Origin of the sequence: Pseudomonas sp. MG-9 (genome assembly GCF_018729515.1) — a bacterium.
Classification (GTDB): Bacteria; Pseudomonadota; Gammaproteobacteria; order Pseudomonadales; family Pseudomonadaceae; genus Aquipseudomonas; species Aquipseudomonas serboccidentalis.
Map to the genome: position 1 here is coordinate 16,568 of NZ_JAHHZH010000012.1, position 17,846 is coordinate 34,413.

A 17,846-nucleotide genomic window follows, 5' to 3' on the forward strand; every position below is an offset into this window, starting at 1 on the left:
GTCATGAACGAACACGTTATTTATGCCAGCCATAACTTCATCGTCAACGGTGATTTTGCGAACCAGCTGGATGGCTGGATTATCAGTGACGAGCAAAAGGTCACCCGGCAAGAAGGGGTATGGGAGGGAAAAACGATCGGATTCATGAGCGCCGTGAATACGGGGACTGGCGAACAGACAATCGCCCTGGCACCGCTGCCGCGCCCGACTGCTGGCAGAGCAGTTTACGAGTTGAGATTTTTCTACGAGGCGGTTCAAGGTGCGGAGGGTACGCTGAAGATCAATCCGAGCCTGGGTGGGGAGGTGGAGCTCAGGCTTGTACCCTCGCGTGAGGCCGACGCCGAACAGACATTGAAGCCCGACCAGTTGCTGCTGGATCTCAATCTTGTCGAGTACCCGTACACACTTGCACTCGCTCCTGATGAAACCAGCGTCAAATTTACCATCATCAGTCCGGATAACGGTGGGCCGGGCCGGCCTGGTGCCGTGCGAGCCACTTTCGTGAGTGTGGAATTATGGCTGGAGCCTTTGCGGCTGGACAGCGTGATAATTGATGGCGAGCCACAGTCCCCCGAAGAAAAACTGCACTTATGCTTTGGCGCCAGTCATGCGCTGGCACTGCAACTGGCGAGCGACAGTCTGTGGTCTGGAACGAATGCGGGATTGCTGGTGAATGATGGCGTGGTGGATCCCGAGCGGATTCTCAGTGCCAACCCGTCTTTTGGGCAGGAACATTCCGTGGACGTTCCGTGGGAAATCTTCTGTGCCGATATTTTTGAAGACAAAGAGATTGAGCGCTCTTTGGCCATACGCAGCGAGTACACCGCCCAGACCTACCCGTTGAACGCGGTTTGCGGGCACTTCCAGCTCGACGTTATCCCGTTGCAGGAGGCCGACTGGTATCCAGTGATCGATCTGGATGAAAGTGTAGAGCTACGTGTGCGGGTGGTGTCCCATTACACCCAAACGCCTCTGGCCAACCGCGAGGTCACCTGGACGCTGAAAGGCCCGACTCCTGCGGACGATGTTGTGTTGCTCAGGCAATTCTCGGACGAGAACGGTGAGGCCGGCCTTACCTGGATACCGGATACCGCAGGCGACTGGCTAATCGATGCCTCTGTAGACAGTCACTATAAAAAGGAAGATGCCCGGTATGCGTTCGCGGTGCGTGCGTTGAAGGAGGATCCATGGTTGAGCGCAAAATTTGCCTTGGATGGCTCACCGCGTGAGTGGGCTTGGGGACACGAAACGGGATATCCCTGCCGCGGCGCGACCCATGAGGTGACGCTGGCCTTTGCGGAGGGGCACGCATTGGCCGAAACCGAACTGGCATTGCATTGGGACAGGAATGACACTCCGGGCGATCTGGGTATGACGTTCACGCCGGATCTTGACGACCTCAACCCGGTCGAAGGGCGGGGGCATAAGTGGGAGGTGGTGTGTGGCAACCAGGGAGACAGTCTTTTCGGGCTCAGTGTCAGTTGTTCGAAGCTGTTGCGGCACTCGCCTTTGCAAGAGCTGGTCCTGGCCCATAACTGGTTGGTCATCGGTGAGGTGAAGCCTCCGTCGAGGTTTCCTTCAGTGGGCGGTGCCGATCTGCGGCTGGAAGTTCAGATACTGTCACAGGTTTTCGGCATGGGGGGCGTATCAGGTATTGAGGTTCAGTGGCGTGTTGGCTCAGGCCCTGAAGAAACCTTGCTCACCGGTGATGATGGTTGGTGTGTATACCTGTTTAGTCCGAGCGAGGAGGGGAATTTTACAGTGACGGCCAGAGTGGCCAGCCCTCATGATGAGCAGTATCACGAGCATGTATTCGAGATCACTGTTTTGGCTGAGGATCCCTGGAGCAGGCTGGTCACGGTGACGCTCAATGGTCTGCGCGAAGAAAGGGTCGGACTTCTATGTTTTCGTAATACCGCGCCTGTGGATCTGCTGATCATGCCGGGTGACGATACGCTTCTGGACGAAGATATTTACCTGGCGCTGACGAATGAAGAAAACCTGGATCTGAAATTTCATATCGAGCCTTCTCCGTCGACCCCTCGGAAGTTGACCCGCAGCGGCCTGACCTGGAAGGTCAGTTCAACCTCCGCCATCAGTGCATCTTTTCAGTTGCATGTGTGCCATGACGAGTTGGCGCCCTATGAATTGCAGGGGCGACTTCTCTCGCCAACGCTTGAAGGAGAGGGTGAGCTCGAGTTTGACGAAAAGCCTATCGAAGGCATCATCACGCATCCCTGTCTGGGTGGGACGCACACGTTAAAGTTTAATCCCCGTTTCGGCAGCCTGTTGATCGGACTTGATATCGTTGCGAAATGGGTGGATGAGTCAAATCGTGATCTCAACGTGAAACTTGTGCCGGATCATGCAGTGGCTCTCCCAAGTGGTGGCCTGGAATGGATGCTCGATGCTCGCGACAGCGCTGAGGGCGGAACGTTGGCACTGGCGCTGGAGCTCTCTCAACCCGGTTACACGTTCCCTGCACTGCCTATGGTATTGGCGCACAACCGTATGGAGATCACCGATCTGCGTGGGCTCACGTTCGATCCGATTGTGGGCCAAACCTTTTTTCTGGAGGTCAAGAGTCAGTCGTACTATACCCAGCGCTCAGTACCGGGACTCGAAGTGAGCTTCGCACACGAGGGCACTTCAACACTCATTCCGACATCGGAAAATGGTTGGGCTCGCTGTGCTATTACCGCCACTCGGCCGGGTGATCAGCCAGTGCGTGCCGAGCTAACAAGCCCCTACGATGGCCCTGTTGGTCCCTCATTTACATTTGATGTCAAGGTTCTGGCCGCCGCCGAGGCGTCGGATTCGTCCACGGTGTCGCCGTCCACACCGCTCACGCACGAGGGGGGAGAGGTGTCTGATGAGCAGAAGTCGGTACTCAGTGGACTCGAGATCGAGAAGGTGCGTGAGTCCTCATGTGATCCGGTGGTGGGCGAAAGCGTCCGGCTGGGCCTCAAGGTTGTATCGTCGGGCACACGACGGGCAGCGTCCGGTGTGGAGGTGACGTTCGTTGCCGAGCAGAAAACCATCCAAGTGATGACGGATGCTCAGGGGTGGGCGTATTTCTCCTACCGTCCGGAAAACTCAGGGGAGGTTTCGGTAGTTGCTACGGTTGAGCACGTCGAAAATAGTGCCGAGGCGCCGCCGTCCCATACTTTCCGTATCAAGTCCCTGGCCGCAGATCCCTGGGCCGATGCCCTGATTCAGTTGGGCACCGATGGGGCGAATTCGGTCTGGGGGCAAGCAACGCTGTTTCCGCGGACCCCGCAGGTGCATGTCATCAGGTTATCGGTCGGCAATGCCAGCAGTCATCTGCTCAATCGCGATATAAGCCTCGGGCTGAAGGGCTACTCCTCCGCCCGGGACGTGGGATTGACCGTTGTGCCAGCGTTGGGTGTGCCTCGGCAATTGACCAGTGCCGGCCTGGAATGGCAATGCACCGGTACCATCGGCGGTGCCTATAACGTTGTACTGGAGGCTTCTCGTCTACTCAACCAATCGCCTCTCAATCTGAATTCGCTGGGGCCTGTACCGCCTGCGGGTTTGGCCGAGAGTTAGAGGGCGGCGGCTTTTTTCCAGCTCAGGTATTGCGTCACCAACCCGGCTCCCAACTCCCCGGGTCGAGCTTCCAGCACCGCAACACCATGGGCAATCAAGTGCTCATGGCGTAGCACGCTGGCATTCAGATAGTCCACCACGCTGCAATAGGCCAGCGCTTCGTCCAGTGTTTCTACCGGGCATTGGCGTATTTCATCGAGCACGGTTTCCCGAAGGCTGGCCACCAACACCCGGTGTCGAACACTCAGGCGTTTGACGGCGTTCAACAGGTTTTCATCGTCTTCGTCGCGCAGATGGGTGATCAGTATCACCAGTGCCCTGCGTTTTTGTTTCGCCAGTATCTGATTGGCCGCTGCCTGGTAGTCGGCGGTCCGTTGTGTGCTGTCGAGATCGTAAACGCTGTTGAGCAATACGTTGAGATAACCGGTGCCTTTGACCGGCGCCAGGTATCGCGGCCGATCGCTGGCGAAGGTGCTAAGGCCCACTGCGTCACCCTGGCGCAGCGCCACATGACTGAGCAGCAGGCAGGCATTGAGCGCATGGTCGAAGTGCGACAGTTCATCGTCCTGACTGCGCATGCTCCGGCCACAGTCGAGCATGAAAATAATCTGCTGATCGCGTTCGTCCTCGTACTCGCGGGCAATCGGTGTGCGCTGGCGTGCCGTGGCTTTCCAGTCGATCTGGCGCAGGCTGTCGCCTTCTCTGAATTCTCGCAATTGGTGAAACTCCAGACCCAGACCGCGTCGCTGTCGTTGACGTACCCCGAGTTGGCTGAGTCGATTATCCACCGCCAGCAACTGCCCACCGTAGAGCTTTGCAAAGTCCGGGTAGACGCGAATGTCGCCGGGTACGTCGAGCAGGCGTTTGCCTGACCACAGACCCAGCGGGCTGGGCAGGTTGACTTCGCAATGCGCGAAGGTGAAGTGACCGCGACTGAGCGGGCGCAAGCGGTAGCCGACCTCGCTGAACTGGCCGGGTTGCAACGCGACCGACAGTGGCAGGTTTTCGAAACTCAGCCCCGGTGGCACGTGATCGAACATCTCCAGCGTTAGCGGCTCGCTGAAGTCGTGACTGACCTGCAGCCGTACCTCGCTCCAACGGCCGAGTGCCAGGCTGCCGGGCATCTGCCGTTGCACCCGGGGCGAGGGCATGCGCCGCAGGCGAACGGCGTCGAGCAACGCCAGCACCAGCAGGGCCAGCAGCAACCCCCAGTTGATCGCCGACAGACTGGCGGGTGTCTGGATGTCGAGTGCCTGCACGGTGCCCAGCAGCGTGCCAACGGCCAGCAGAATGGCCAGCCAGATGAGCAGCAGGCGTGATGGTTTCATGGCGCTGCACCGGGCTGTTTACTGAAAAGATCGCAGCCTGCGGCAGCTTCTACATAGAGCGCGATCCCCTGTAGGAGCTGCCGAAGGCTGCGATCTTTTGATTTTTCCTGAATTCTCATAGGCGCGGCGCCGGCACTTGGTCGAGCAGTTGCTGCAGCACCTGATCGACCTGCAGACCTTCGATGTCCAGCTCCGGTGCCACCCGCACCCGATGACGCAACACCGAGAGCGCGCAGCCCTTGATGTCATCGGGAATCACGAACTCGCCGCCACGCAGCAACGCCCGGGCGCGGGCGCAACGCACCAGGGCGATGGAGGCACGCGGCCCGGCGCCGAGGGTCAGTCCCGGCCAGGTGCGGGTGCTGCGCGCCAGGCGCACGGCGTAATCGAGCACCTGATCGTCCAGCGGCAGGTCACTGGCGATGCGTTGCAAGGCCTGTACATCCTTGGCTTGCAGGACCGTGCGCAGCGGCTGCACATCGAGCATGTCGGCGCGGGTCGAGCGGCTGACCTGACGCACCATGTGCAGCTCCTGCTCGGCATCCGGGTAGTCCATGCGCACCTTGAGCATGAAGCGGTCGAGTTCGGCTTCCGGCAGCGGGTAAGTGCCTTCCTGTTCGATCGGGTTTTGCGTGGCGAGCACCATGAATGGCTGGGCGATGGGCAGCGCCCGGCCTTCGAGGGTGACCTGGCGTTCCTGCATCGCTTCGAGCAGCGCCGCCTGGGTCTTCGCCGGTGCGCGGTTGATCTCGTCGGCCAGCAGCAGGTTGGTGAACAGCGGCCCCTTGCGCAGCTTGAACTGCTCGGTGTGCAGGTCGTACACCGCGTGGCCGGTGACGTCGCTGGGCATCAGGTCCGGGGTGAACTGGATGCGCGCGAACTCGCCGCCGAAGCACCGCGCCAGCGCCCGCACCAGCAAGGTCTTGCCCAGTCCGGGGACGCCTTCGAGCAGCACGTGGCCGCCGGCAATCAACGCGGTCAGCACGTCGTCGATCACGCCGTTCTGGCCGATCAGGGCCTTCTGCAATTCGCCGCGCACCGCTTGCGCCAGCTGGCTGGCACGCTGGCGTTGCTGGGCGGCGTGGCTGGCGCTGCCGGGCTCGATCTGTTCACTCATAGCGTGTTCCTCAAGGTTTGCAGGTGGGCCACCTGGCGGCTGAAATCAGCGCTGCTCATGCGCTGTTTCGGCACCGGGCTCAGGGCCTGGCTGATGGCGCGGGTCGGCTGTCGGGTCAGGCGCGACAGCACCAGCCATTGCTCGGCCACGTTCAATTGGTCGAAGCCGGGATGGCGGCGTCGGGCGCGGCGCAGTACGTCCTGTTGCAGGGCTTGCAACAGTGTGTGCTGGCCGTTGTGGCGCAGGATGAAATCGGCACTGGCGCGCAGGTGTTCCTGCAACTGGCGGCGAGCCCGTGGGGCGGGCGCGAGCAGTGGCCCATGGCGCGCACCGACGTGCCACAAGCCCAGGCCGATCAGCGCCAGCAGAGCAACGATGGCTTGTGGGAAATAGCGCCAGAGCAGGGTCGGCAGGCCGTCGTGTGCCGTGTTGAAAAGCAGCGTGACGTCGGTGTCGGCGCTCAGATACCAGAGCAGCCAGGCGTTGTCGTGTTTGCTGATGGCGGGGGTCTTCCACAACTCGGCATCGGTGACCACGGTAATCGAGCCGAGGCCGTAGGCCAGTTGCATCATGTGCGTGGCCTTGGCGCTGTTGGCCCAGGCTTGCGCGAGATTCTTCGGGTCATCCAGATGAAACGCGGTGTCGAAACCGGCGTAGGCGGGAGCGTCCTCGTCCTCCAGGTACAGCTTGGTCAGGTTCGGGTACGGGTCATCGGCCAGTTCTGCCGGCGGCTCCTTGAGATTCTTGCTCAGGGACTGGTGCAGTTGCACCCGGTCCAGCAACAGGTCATCGCTCTGTCCGGCCTGTTTATCCCACAGCGCTTCGGCGACGAACACCAGGCGCCCGCCGGCGCGTGCCCAGTTCAGCACCTGATCGACCTGGCGCGGGGGCATCCGCGAGCGCTCGCTGAACAACAGCAGGGTGTGCCGACGCGGATCGATGTCGGGCAGCACCGCCAGCGTTTCGGCATGGCCGACCTTGAGACCGCGCTCGCGCAGGAACATTTCCGCCGCCAGATAGGGATTGGCCTGGGCCTGGGGCGAAGGGCCGTGATCGATCACTTCCTGATAGGGCCTGGCCTTGAGGTACAGATAGAAGCTCAACGCTGCGAGCAGGGCGACAATCAGCCCGCCGATCAGCCACACGTTGCGCCGGTTCAAACGCGCACTCCCGGGCCGAACAGGGCACGCCAGCCGTTACACAGTTCCTGTTGCAGATGCGCCGCCGGCACACGATGCCCGTAGGCCATGTTCTGCCAGTGCAGCGTCAGGGTGCGGCTGAAACTCAGCAGTTCCGGGCGCTGCAACTGCTCGACCCGCAGCAGCACCTGATGCTCGGTGTCGGCAGGTTTCAAGGTCAGCTCGAAGTCATGCAGCAGGCGGCTGAGCAAGCCGCGATAGAGCAGGCCCAGCGCGGCGCGTGGCTGGCTGTGCCAGAGTTGTTCGGCACTGGCGGCGATGTCATCGGGCAGGGTTTGCGGGTCCAGATCCAGGCCGAATGCTTGCTGCGGCGTGGGGTGCCTGACGCGGGCGGGCAGCTTCGCCCGGCGACTGACGAAGGTGCGCAGGAACTCGCGGTAGCGCCAGATCAGCCAGCCGATAGCGGCGATCAATGCCCCCCACAACAGCACTTCAATCAGGGTGCCCAGCGCATTGAAGCGTTGACTGTCGAGCCAGCCGAGCAGGGTTTTCAGCCACTGCGGCGCCTCACCGGGCCTGGCCTCGGCGGGGGGGGCCGGGTCGTCGCCAAAGCGATAACGGGTCACGCTTTCCTTGTTCTTGAACGGTGGTTGTTCCAGCAACGCCTTGATGCTGTCGTGCGCGGCCTGGCTGGTCAGCGGTTGGTGCAGCAGGCGTGGCGCCTGCGGCGCGCTGGCGGGATCGGCCGCGGCCCATACGGGTGGCACTGCTGGTAACAAAAGGCAGACGGCCAGCAGCAAACCCAAAGTGCTGCTGTTCAGACGCTGGCGCAAACGGCGAAACACCAGCTCGATGTCCCACGCTTCCAGGGTGGTGCGCCGGTTCAGATACAGGCTGAAACCGCAGGCGACATACACCGGCTCCCAGATCACCAGCACCAGCGCATAAAAGGTATTGGTCAGGTGCTCCAGCCAGCGCCAAGGGTGATCGGCGTCGAGGATCAACGATTGCCAGTCCCAGTCGGTTTCGATCGGCTGCGGCAGCAGCATGTAGAACAGTACCATCAGGCCGATCCACAGCGCGGTCTCCAGGTGCATGCCGATGATCGTCAGCCATTGTGCGGCGCCGGCATTGCGTTGCAACAACACCTGCAAACGTTGCTGGCGGGCCGCACCGTCGAGGCCTTCAAGCTGCAACACCGGCAGCAGAAAACTGCGGCTCAGGCTCAGGCGGCGCCAGGTCAGGCTGGCCAGCAGTTGCGGTTTGAGCAACCGAGGAAATTCGCGCAGAGCCTGTTTCAGGGTCGGTGTTTCGCCGAACAGGGCCTTGGACAGGATGTACAGCGGCAGGCGTTCGTAAGCCGGTTTCAGCCACCAGAAAATGAACACCGCCAGCGATGGCGAATCCCACAGCAACAACGTGAGCAAGGCGAACAGCGGCAGGGTGACGATGGCCCAACTGGTCATCAGCAGACGCCGGTGCTGCTGACTCATGAGGACGCCCAGGTCCATGGCTTCCCAGGTGCTGCGCGGGCGGATGGCTACGGTGGCGTCACTCAGGCGCATGGCGTGTCCTTCCGGCGCACAGCAAGTACGCCGCCACCGCCGCCCACAACGCCGCGCCGACCAGGTATTTGGTCAACGGGGTAACGCTGGTTTTTGATGACCAGTACGCCTCGACGAAAGCGGCGATCAACAGCAACAGCATGACCCCGCACACCAGCAGCACGCTCTTGCGCGCGGCTTCCACCAGTGCCTCGCCACGCGTCAGACGCCCCGGTGCGACCACTGCCCAGCCCAGTTTGAGGCCTGCCGCTCCAGCCAGGGCAATGGCAGTCAGTTCAAAAGCGCCGTGGCCGATCACGAACGACCAGAACGTCTGACCAAACCCGATCTCGGTCAGGTGTCCGGCCACCGCTCCGATGACCAAGCCGTTGTAGAACAGGAAAAACGCACTGCCCACCCCCAGCAGCAAGCCACTGGCGAAGGTCTGGAAAGCGATGCCGATGTTGTGCATCACGTAGTATCCGAACATCACCCAGTCTTCACTGGCGGCGCGTTCGGCCGAGCGCCCGAGGTGCCCGGCCACCGGATCGTAGAGGCTCTGCATCTCGCGCACCTGTTCGGCGGGGATCAGGTTGTAGATTAGCTCGGGATAGGCATATACCAGCAGCGCAAAACCGATCAGGCTGCCGAAAAACAGCAGGCCGGCAGCCAGCACGAACGGCCATTCGGCGCGCACCAGTCGGGGGAAGTCGGCGAGGATGAAACCCAGCAAGTTGGCGCCGAAACGACTGCGGTGCTGATACAACTGCTGATGGCCGCGCAACACCTGTTGCTGCAGCGAGTCAATCAGAAAACTGCTGTAGCCGCGCTCCTGCGCCAGCGCCAGATGCTGGCACACGCGCCGGTAAGCCTTGGGGAAACTGGCCACCTGAGAAGTGTCCTTGCCGCGTTCGAGGCGTTCGAGGGCCAGCGTGTAACGCTCCCATTCGGCCTTGTGGCGGGCTTCGAAAAGACTCTGTTTCATGTCGGACCCAACAAGCCGCGGGCGATGCCGTTGAGTTCGCTGACCGCTTTGGGCGCCGGGATGTGCAGCGGCCGGGCCAGCAGGGCCGCCAGCTCATTGACCCGCGCGGGCGACAGTTCAGCCTGGCGCTCGGCGAAGGCAAGCAGCGCGCGTTGTTCGCTGAGATTGAGCGGCACGGGCGCGCTGCGCGGCTGGGCGTCGGGTAATTGCGGGCGGAGCAGGGTGCGTTCGCTGTAGACCACCAGGGTGCCGGCGGCAATGTCGCCCAGGCGCTTGAAGGTCGGGTGTTGCAGGCAACTGATGGCGCCAAGGAAGTAGCCGAACGGCAGCAGATCGACAAAGCGCAACAGGTTGCGCAGCAGCGAGGCCGACCAGCCGATGGGTGTGCCGTTATCGTGGATCACCCGCAGGCCCATCCATTGCTTGCCCGGCGAACGGCCCTGATGCAGCACTTCGAACAGCACCATGTACCACCAGCTGACGCCAAACAGCAGCAGCGACCCCAGGCCCATGCCGAGCTTGCCGAGAAACGCCAGTGCCAGGAACAGCACGCCGAGGAGGGCGCCGCGAATGCCCAGGTCGATGCCGAAGGCCAGGGTGCGCACCATCAGACCGGCCGGGCGCAACGGCAGGTCGATGCCTTCCGGGGTTTCCACTTGATAGCGGGTATCGAGTGGCGGGTTCAGCGGTGCTTTCCGTGGCGCTGCTGTGTTCTCGAGCATGGGCTACCTGATGGGGCCGGATCGGGATGCGAAGTCTGTCCGATGCTAGCAGCCTCTTGGGGGAAAACGACATAACTATGTATTGCACATCGTGTGGCGCACGGTGGTTGAATGACAGAGCGCTGGCCGCGATGGCGGTTCAACGCCTAGACTTCGCCGATCTTCAGTTCAGGAACCGCCCGTGACTTCAATCTTTTGGTACGACTACGAAACCACCGGCATCAATCCCCGCAACGATCGTCCGCTGCAGGTGGCCGGGATTCGCACCGATCACGATCTCAATGAAATCGACGAACCGGTCAACCTCTACTGCCAGCCCAGCGAAGACATTCTGCCGCATCCCGCTGCGTGTGCAATTACCGGCATCACCCCGAGCCGTCTCGCCGAGCAGGGCCTGAGCGAAGCCGACTTCATGACCCGGGTGCACACGCAACTGGCAGCGCCCGGCACCTGCGGCGCGGGTTACAACACCCTGCGGTTCGACGACGAGATGACCCGCTACAGCCTCTACCGCAACTTCTTCGACCCGTACGCCCGCGAGTGGCAGGGCGGCAACAGTCGCTGGGATCTGATCGATGTGGTGCGCGCCGCCTATGCGTTGCGCCCCGACGGTCTGGTCTGGCCGACCGATGACGAAGGCAAGGTCACCCTCAAACTCGAACGCCTGACGGCCGCCAACAACATCGACCATGGGCATGCCCACGAAGCGCTGTCGGATGTGCGCGCAACCATCGCCCTGGCGCGGTTGATCCGCGAGAAACAGCCGAAGTTGTATGACTGGCTGTTTCAACTGCGCAGCAAGCAGAAGGTCATGGATCAGATTCGCCTGCTGCAGCCGATGGTGCATATCTCTGGACGCTTTTCGGCGGCCCGGCATTATGTCGGTGTGGTGCTGCCATTGGCCTGGCATCCGCGTAATCGCAATGCCTTGATCGTCTGTGACCTGCACCTCGACCCGCAAGGCTTGCTGGATCTGGACGCCGATACCCTGCGTCAGCGTCTTTACACCCGCCGCGACGCGTTGGCCGAGGGTGAACTGCCGGTGCCGCTCAAGCTGATTCACATCAATCGCTGCCCGGTGGTGGCGCCGTTGTCGGTATTGCGTGCCGACGATCAGCAGCGCCTTGGGTTGGACATGGCGCTCTATCAGGCGCGTGCGCTGCGGCTAAGTGACGCACAACAAGTTTGGAAAGATAAAGTTACGGCAATGTATGCCAGCGAAGACTTCACCCCGAGTGAAGACCCGGAACAGCAGTTGTACGATGGATTTATCGGTGATCGCGATCGGCGTCTATGCGAGCAAGTGAGGACGGCGGATCCGGCGCAGTTAGCGCAAGAACACTGGCCGTTCGATGATGAACGTCTGCCTGAATTGCTCTTTCGATATCGCGCACGCAACTTTCCCGAGACGTTGAATTCTGCAGAGCAAGAGCGCTGGAGAATATTCTGCCAGCAGCGTTTGTCCGAGCCGCAAATGGGCGCACCTAATACCCTGAGATCATTTGCCGAAGCCGCGCAGCAATGGGCGCTTAGTGCTACGCCGCTACAGAATCAAGTGCTCAATGAGTGGCAGAATTATGTCGAGGCATTGCGCAAACGTTTGAATCTTTGAAATCGAACATAGTGTGTCCATGAAAGGCCGCGCATAAAAAAACGCCAGCGTATGCTGGCGTTTTTCATGGGTCGCAGAAGCAATCGGCGACCGGCGTTGCGGCTTAGCCCAGCAGGGTAGCCCAGCCTTCAACCACGTCACCGCCCCACTTGGCTTTCCACTCTTTCAGAGTCTTGTGGTTGCCACCTTTGGTTTCGATGACTTCGCCGTTGTGCGGGTTTTTGTATTGTTTAACTTTGCGTGCGCGCTTGGTGCCGGTAGTTTTTACTGCGGCGCCACGGGTGCCTTTGGTTTTCGATTCTGGATCCAGCAGGGCGATGATGTCGCGCAGGGACTTGGAATATTCGCCCATCAGGGTGCGCAGTTTGCCTTCGAATTCCAGCTCGGCTTGCAATTTGTCGTCTTGCGACAGGTTCTTCAAACGGGCTTGCAGCTCTTTGATTGCTTCTTCAGTGGCACGATATTCGTTGATCAAGGACATGATAACTACCTTATGAGGTGTTGAATGGCAGGGACAGTGCCGCAATAATAGTCAGGCTGTTTCATCAAGTAAACATTTAAGCGGTTTTTTTATTTGAATTAGTTGCGTGAAATAACCGGTAAATTGAATGCGCTGTTAAATAATGTGATGCAGTCATCACGAATATTCACAATTACCCACCTGAACAATGCTGCAGGCGCGTCATTCCCTTCGTGCGCGCAGCGCCGAGAAAGCCTGAACCGCTCGTTTTCCGCGGACAGGGTCATCAATACTGCAGTTTCCGCGCGCAGTCGCTAGAATGCCCGCCTTTGCGAAGTTCTGGAGTTTCCCCCCATGCGCACCTTTCGGTTGGTGATTTCCTGCCCTGACCGCGTTGGCATCGTTGCCAAAGTCAGTAACTTTCTGGCATCCCACAACGGCTGGATCACCGAAGCGAGCCACCATTCGGACAATCAGAACGGCTGGTTCTTCATGCGTCACGAAATTCGTGCCGATTCGCTGCCGTTCGGTATTGAAGTGTTGCGCGAGAAGTTTGCGCCGATCGCCGAAGAGTTCTCGATGGACTGGCGCATCACCGACACCGAGCAGAAGAAGCGCGTAGTGCTGATGGCCAGCCGCGAATCTCACTGCCTGGCCGACTTGCTGCACCGCTGGCACAGCGATGAGCTCGATTGCGAAATCTCCTGCGTGATTTCCAACCACAATGACCTGCGCAGCATGGTCGAGTGGCACGGCATTCCTTATTACCATGTCCCGGTCAATCCGCAGGACAAGGAACCGGCATTCGCCGAAGTGTCGCGTCTGGTCAAACAGCACGATGCCGAAGTGGTGGTGCTGGCGCGCTACATGCAGATCCTGCCACCGTCGCTGTGCCGTGAGTACGCGCACAAGGTGATCAACATTCACCACAGCTTCCTGCCGTCGTTCGTCGGCGCCAAGCCGTACCATCAGGCGTCGTTGCGCGGCGTGAAACTGATCGGCGCGACCTGCCACTACGTCACCGAAGAGCTGGACGCCGGTCCGATCATCGAGCAGGACGTGGTGCGTGTCAGCCACAGCGACAGCATCGAAGACATGGTGCGTTTCGGCCGTGACGTCGAGAAGATGGTGCTGGCCCGGGGCCTGCGTTATCACCTCGAAGACCGCGTGCTGGTGCACGGTAACAAGACCGTGGTGTTCTGATCGAACCCACGCATGCTTGAATAATGAAGGGCCTGGGCGTTCAATCGTTCCAGGCCCTTTTTTCGTTTCAGCCCTTGAGGAACTGCCCGTGAGTGATCCACTGGACAAAGCCACTTCGAAAGCGCCTGCGACTCTGGGGGAGGGCTGTCTGTGCCGCTACGACCCGGATGACCTGAGCCCGGAAGACGGCACCGAGTTTCCCGGGGCGGCGGAGTTGTGGGAGCAGGTGAAGCCCGAACCGGATGAGGACAGTGAGTCGGCCTGAAAAGATCGCAGCCTGCGGCAGCGCCTACATTGAATGGCGATCCCCTGTAGGCGCTGCCGCAGGCTGCGATCTTCAGGCTTGTCGAATCTTCAGCAGTTTCTTGAGCAATGGCCGTCCCAGCATCAATAGAAACACCGGGCCGCCCACCAGCAGATAGAAGTAGAACGTCACCACCCGCCAGATCAGAATCGCCGCCGCCGCGGTGGATTTGCCGACCATCGGCGCCAGCAGCGCCGCCGAAGTCAGTTCCGCCGCGCCTGCGCCACCGGGCAACAGGCTCATTTGGCCGGCGCCCAATGACAGCATCTGCACCAGAAAACTCCAGGCCCATTGCAGGTCCGCGCCCAACCCGCGCAAGGCCAGGTACAACACGCTGTAGCGCAGCAGCCAGTGCATGCAGGTCAGGGCGAAGACTTTGACCAGGGTCTGCCACGGCAACTTGAGCGTGTCGATAAACGCGTCGAGAAAATGCAGCAGCTTGCGCGCCCAGCGCCGGCGAGTGGCGGGTTGCACGTTCAGGCGGGCGAGCAGGCGCCCGCTCAGGCGGATCAGGCGGCGGTGGTAGCGCGCCAGCAGCACGCAACTCAATAGCCCGCCGAACAGCGACACCGCACTGACCATCAGCAACCACTCCAGGCGGTCGCTGAGGTGCTGAAACAACGCGTAAATCAGAATGCCGCTCAGGGCGCAGAGAAAGAACAGCAGATCACTCAACTGATCCATGGCAAACACTGCGCTGCCCCGGGCCGGGCGCACGCCGCAGCGGGCGAGTAACGCCATGATTGTCAGCGGCCCGCCACTGCCGCCGGGGGTGGCGCAGTAGGCAAACTCTGCGGCCATGACCACGCCCAGGCTTTTCAGCGGCGTGACCCGCTCCCGCTGATCGCCCAGCAGCAGTCGCAGGCGCAGGGTATTGATGCCCCAGCAAAGCAGGATCATGCCGAACATGATCAGCAGCCATTGCAGCGGAAAGCTCTGCAGCCGCGCGCCGATTTCACCGCCGCCGAGCAGCACCGGAATCAGGACGGCGGCGAGCAGGCCGATCAACAGCACAATGCCGCGACTCATGCCGCGCGTCCCGTTCGCTCGCGTTGATGAATCAGCCAGTCGATTTTGCTCATGGGCTTGCGTCCTTCCGCCAGCAGTCGTTCAAGGGTGTGTAGCCAGTAATCACGCGCGAACGCGTGGCGCATGTCTACCGGGTGCAAGCCTAGACGAATCACCGGGGCGTCGCGCCAGTGCTGTTCGCGTTGGTCACTGACGATTTTTGACAGGCCTCGGCGCCAGGCACTGCGAGCGCTCCAGACCAGGCCCGGGGTGTCGATGGGGGTGAAATCCGGTAATTGATAAAGATGCTGCGGGTCGCTGGTGTAGCACAATGGCAGCTCGCGAAGGGCCTGGCGCGTGCCCTCGCTCATCAGCCAGGCCGGGGCGACGAAACCGTGCAACGGCCAGTCATTGCGCTGGAACAGCTCGATGCCGGCGCGCAGGCGAGCCAGGGCGGCGGCGTGGGGCAAACGATAAAACTCGCCTTCGTGGGTGTAGATCCGGCGCATGAACCAGTCCCGGGGCGTGGTTGGGGCTGGCTCGCGGTCCTCATGGTAATAGCCGTGCAAGGCTAGCTCATCGCCACGGGCAAGCCGCTCGCCGAGCATTCGGCAAAACGCCGGGTGGTTGGCAAGTGCGTCGTGCCCATGGAAGTCCGGAACCACCAGCCAGGTCATCGGGACGCCGCCGATCGCATCGACCGCTTCGACAAACGGTCGATAATCCGCCCACGTCGACGGCGCTACGTCATGCAGCACCAGCAGTACGGCGCGACAGTTCAGCCGATCAGCCATTGGCCACCCTTGGCAGCGAGTGGCCGAGGACCGCGTGATAATGACTGAGCAGACTGTCGACCACCGTGTCCCAGGCGTAATGCTGTTCGACATGTTGCCGCGCCTGGCGGCCGAGTTTCACGCAACCACGGCTGAACAGTTCGCGCACCGCATTGGCCATGGCCTGCGGGTTGTTCGGCAGACACAGCAAGCCGCAATCTTCGTTGATGATTTCCTCGAACGCCCCGGCCGCCACCGCGACGACCGGAATCCCGCAGGCCATGGCTTCAAGAATCACCAGGCCGAAGGTTTCCTGATCACCGGCATGCAGCAGGGCATCAGCGCTGGCCATCAACCGGGCCACGGTGGGCGCCGGGCAGAATGAGTCGATGACGCTGACATTGTCCGGGACCACGGCAGGCATCGACGAGCCGACCAGCAGCAGGTGATAGCGCGGGCCGAGGCGTTGCATGCACTTGAGCAGGATTGGCAGGTTCTTTTCCTTGGAGCCGCGCCCGGCAAAAATCAGCAGGCGAGTGTCCTCGGTAATTCCCAGTTCCGCGCGCAGGCCGTTATCGCGGGCGTCAGGGTGAAAGGTTTGCAGGTCCACGCCCAGTGGTTGCACGTAGACGTTGCGCACCCCCAGGCCCGTGAGTTTGTCGGCCATGACCTGGCTGGGCGCCAGCACCCGGTCGAAGTTGCCGTAGAGTTTGGTGACGTACGCCTCGATATTCGGCGTGACCCAATGGCCCATGCGATTGCCGACCAGCAGCGGCAGGTCCGAGTGGTAAAAGCCGATCACCGGCACGTCCAGTTGGCGCCGCGCATCGAGCGCCGCCCAGGCGGTGAGGTACGGATCGCCGACTTCGATCAGATCCGGCTGCAAATCCTGCAGGACATTGCGCCATGGCGCGAGGCGCAGCGGGAAGCGATAGCCTTTGCCGAAGGGCAGGGCAGGGGCGGGCACCGTGTAGACGCCGTCATGTTCGCCCAGATGCGCGCCGGGGATCAGCAGGCTGTGGCGAATTCCCGGTTTGACGCCCAAGCGGCGGTGCTTGGCGTCCAGGTACGTGCGTACGCCACCGCTGGCCGGGGCGTAAAACATGGTGATGTCGGCGATATGCACAGTAATCAACCCTCCGCTGCGTTGCACTCCCTTGGTTGACCTTTATCCAGAATAGATGTTCGGTCGGGAGTTGGCGGTGGGTCTCAAGGGCATAAAGATCGCAGCCTGCGGCAGCTCCTACACGGGATTTTTGTTCACCCTGTAGGAGCTGCCGCAGGCTGCGATCTTTTGATCTTAGATGCGGAAACTGCCTACCAGCTGCTTCAGACGTGAAGCCTGTTGCTCCAGATCCGAACAGGCGCGCAAGGTCGCTTGCAGGTTCTCGACGCCTTCCTGGTTCAGCGTGTTGATCTCGGTGATGTCGACGTTGATCGACTCGACCACTGCCGTCTGTTCCTCGGTGGCGGTCGCCACCGACTGGTTCATCCCGTCGATCTCGCCGATGCGCTGGGTCACGCTGTTCAGGCGTTCGCCGGCGAGGTTGGCGATTTCCACGCTGTCCTGGCTGTGGCGCTGGCTGTCACTCATGGTGCTTACCGATTCACGGGCGCCGACTTGCAGCTCCTCGATCATGGTCTGCACTTGCTGCGCCGATTCCTGGGTGCGGTGCGCCAGGTTGCGCACTTCATCGGCCACCACCGCGAAACCACGGCCAGCCTCACCGGCACGCGCCGCTTCAATGGCGGCGTTGAGCGCCAGCAGATTGGTTTGCTGGGAGATGCTGGTGATCACTTCCAGAATCTGCCCGATGTTCACGGTTTTGCTGTTCAGCGACTCGATGTTGCTGCTGGAAGCGCTGAGCATGCTCGACAGTTGATTCATCGCCTTGATGCTGCGATCCACCACTTGCTGGCCGTCTTCGGCGAGGCCGCGGGCATCACTGGCCTGGTTCGAGGCTTGCGCGGCGTTGCGGGCGATTTCCTGAGCGGCGGCGCCCAGTTGATTGATCGCGGCGGCGACGCTGCTGGTGCGCGAGGCTTGCTGATCGGAGTTGTACATCGACGAGTTGGACGCT

Annotated in this window: 15 protein-coding genes; 4 read left to right on the plus strand and 11 right to left on the minus strand. The window is 61.2% G+C overall.

Going from position 1 to position 17,846, the window contains the following annotated elements:
- Positions 1–3 precede the first annotated feature (3 nt).
- Positions 4–3,570, plus strand: coding sequence for a hypothetical protein (locus KKQ10_RS25930; RefSeq protein WP_215502726.1), 3,567 nt, complete (start codon positions 4–6; stop codon positions 3,568–3,570).
- On the opposite strand, the gene KKQ10_RS25935 is transcribed toward KKQ10_RS25930, so the two are convergent.
- The 6 genes from KKQ10_RS25935 to KKQ10_RS25960 form a co-directional block, all read right to left on the minus strand.
- Positions 3,567–4,898, minus strand: a complete 1,332-nt coding sequence (locus tag KKQ10_RS25935) for a DUF58 domain-containing protein (protein ID WP_215502727.1) — start codon at positions 4,896–4,898, stop codon at positions 3,567–3,569. The two genes, KKQ10_RS25930 and KKQ10_RS25935, sit on opposite strands and share 4 nt — an antisense overlap.
- 115 nt (positions 4,899–5,013) lie before the next feature.
- On the minus strand, positions 5,014–6,015 hold the full coding sequence (locus KKQ10_RS25940) for an AAA family ATPase (protein ID WP_215502728.1): 1,002 nt from the start codon (positions 6,013–6,015) through the stop codon (positions 5,014–5,016).
- Entirely contained in the window at positions 6,012–7,175 is a 1,164-nt protein-coding gene (locus tag KKQ10_RS25945) for a DUF4350 domain-containing protein (RefSeq protein ID WP_215502729.1), read from the minus strand. The genes KKQ10_RS25940 and KKQ10_RS25945 overlap by 4 nt, the downstream gene beginning before the upstream one ends.
- Positions 7,172–8,719 carry a DUF4129 domain-containing protein gene (locus KKQ10_RS25950; protein WP_215502730.1) on the minus strand — a complete coding sequence of 516 codons (1,548 nt, stop codon included), beginning with the start codon at positions 8,717–8,719 and terminating at the stop codon, positions 7,172–7,174. Before KKQ10_RS25950 ends, KKQ10_RS25945 begins: the two co-directional genes overlap by 4 nt.
- Positions 8,706–9,683 (minus strand): stage II sporulation protein M, encoded by a 978-nt coding sequence (locus KKQ10_RS25955; RefSeq protein ID WP_215502731.1) that lies wholly within the window; start codon positions 9,681–9,683, stop codon positions 8,706–8,708. Before KKQ10_RS25955 ends, KKQ10_RS25950 begins: the two co-directional genes overlap by 14 nt.
- On the minus strand, positions 9,680–10,405 hold the full coding sequence (locus KKQ10_RS25960) for an RDD family protein (protein ID WP_215502732.1): 726 nt from the start codon (positions 10,403–10,405) through the stop codon (positions 9,680–9,682). Before KKQ10_RS25960 ends, KKQ10_RS25955 begins: the two co-directional genes overlap by 4 nt.
- A 181-nt stretch (positions 10,406–10,586) precedes the next feature.
- Here KKQ10_RS25960 and sbcB point away from each other — a divergent pair, with 181 nt between their 5' ends.
- On the plus strand, positions 10,587–12,017 hold the full coding sequence (gene sbcB / locus KKQ10_RS25965; protein WP_215502733.1) for an exodeoxyribonuclease I: 1,431 nt from the start codon (positions 10,587–10,589) through the stop codon (positions 12,015–12,017).
- Positions 12,018–12,120: 103 nt separating this feature from the next.
- Here the strand turns inward: sbcB and mvaT are convergent, their stop codons facing one another.
- Positions 12,121–12,498 (minus strand): histone-like nucleoid-structuring protein MvaT, encoded by a 378-nt coding sequence (mvaT, locus tag KKQ10_RS25970; protein WP_003227581.1) that lies wholly within the window; start codon positions 12,496–12,498, stop codon positions 12,121–12,123.
- A 333-nt stretch (positions 12,499–12,831) separates the two neighbouring features.
- On the opposite strand from mvaT, the gene purU reads away from it, so the two are divergent.
- Complete coding sequence (purU, locus tag KKQ10_RS25975; protein ID WP_025112763.1) at positions 12,832–13,680, plus strand: formyltetrahydrofolate deformylase; 849 nt, start codon at positions 12,832–12,834, stop codon at positions 13,678–13,680.
- 88 nt (positions 13,681–13,768) lie between these two features.
- On the plus strand, positions 13,769–13,945 hold the full coding sequence (locus KKQ10_RS25980) for a hypothetical protein (RefSeq protein WP_215502734.1): 177 nt from the start codon (positions 13,769–13,771) through the stop codon (positions 13,943–13,945).
- Positions 13,946–14,017: 72 nt separating this feature from the next.
- Here KKQ10_RS25980 and gpgF read toward each other — a convergent pair whose 3' ends face one another.
- The 4 genes from gpgF to KKQ10_RS28870 form a co-directional block, all read right to left on the minus strand.
- Positions 14,018–15,013 (minus strand): glucosaminyl phosphatidylglycerol flippase, encoded by a 996-nt coding sequence (gene gpgF, locus KKQ10_RS25985; RefSeq protein ID WP_215502735.1) that lies wholly within the window; start codon positions 15,011–15,013, stop codon positions 14,018–14,020.
- On the minus strand, positions 15,010–15,786 hold the full coding sequence (gene gpgD, locus KKQ10_RS25990) for an N-acetylglucosaminyl phosphatidylglycerol deacetylase (RefSeq protein ID WP_215502736.1): 777 nt from the start codon (positions 15,784–15,786) through the stop codon (positions 15,010–15,012). The genes gpgF and gpgD overlap by 4 nt, the downstream gene beginning before the upstream one ends.
- On the minus strand, positions 15,779–16,891 hold the full coding sequence (gene gpgS / locus KKQ10_RS25995) for an N-acetylglucosaminyl phosphatidylglycerol synthase (RefSeq protein WP_127648423.1): 1,113 nt from the start codon (positions 16,889–16,891) through the stop codon (positions 15,779–15,781). Before gpgS ends, gpgD begins: the two co-directional genes overlap by 8 nt.
- Before the next feature lie 174 nt (positions 16,892–17,065).
- Entirely contained in the window at positions 17,066–17,830 is a 765-nt protein-coding gene (locus tag KKQ10_RS28870; protein WP_371043227.1) for a methyl-accepting chemotaxis protein, read from the minus strand.
- Positions 17,831–17,846 lie beyond the last annotated feature (16 nt).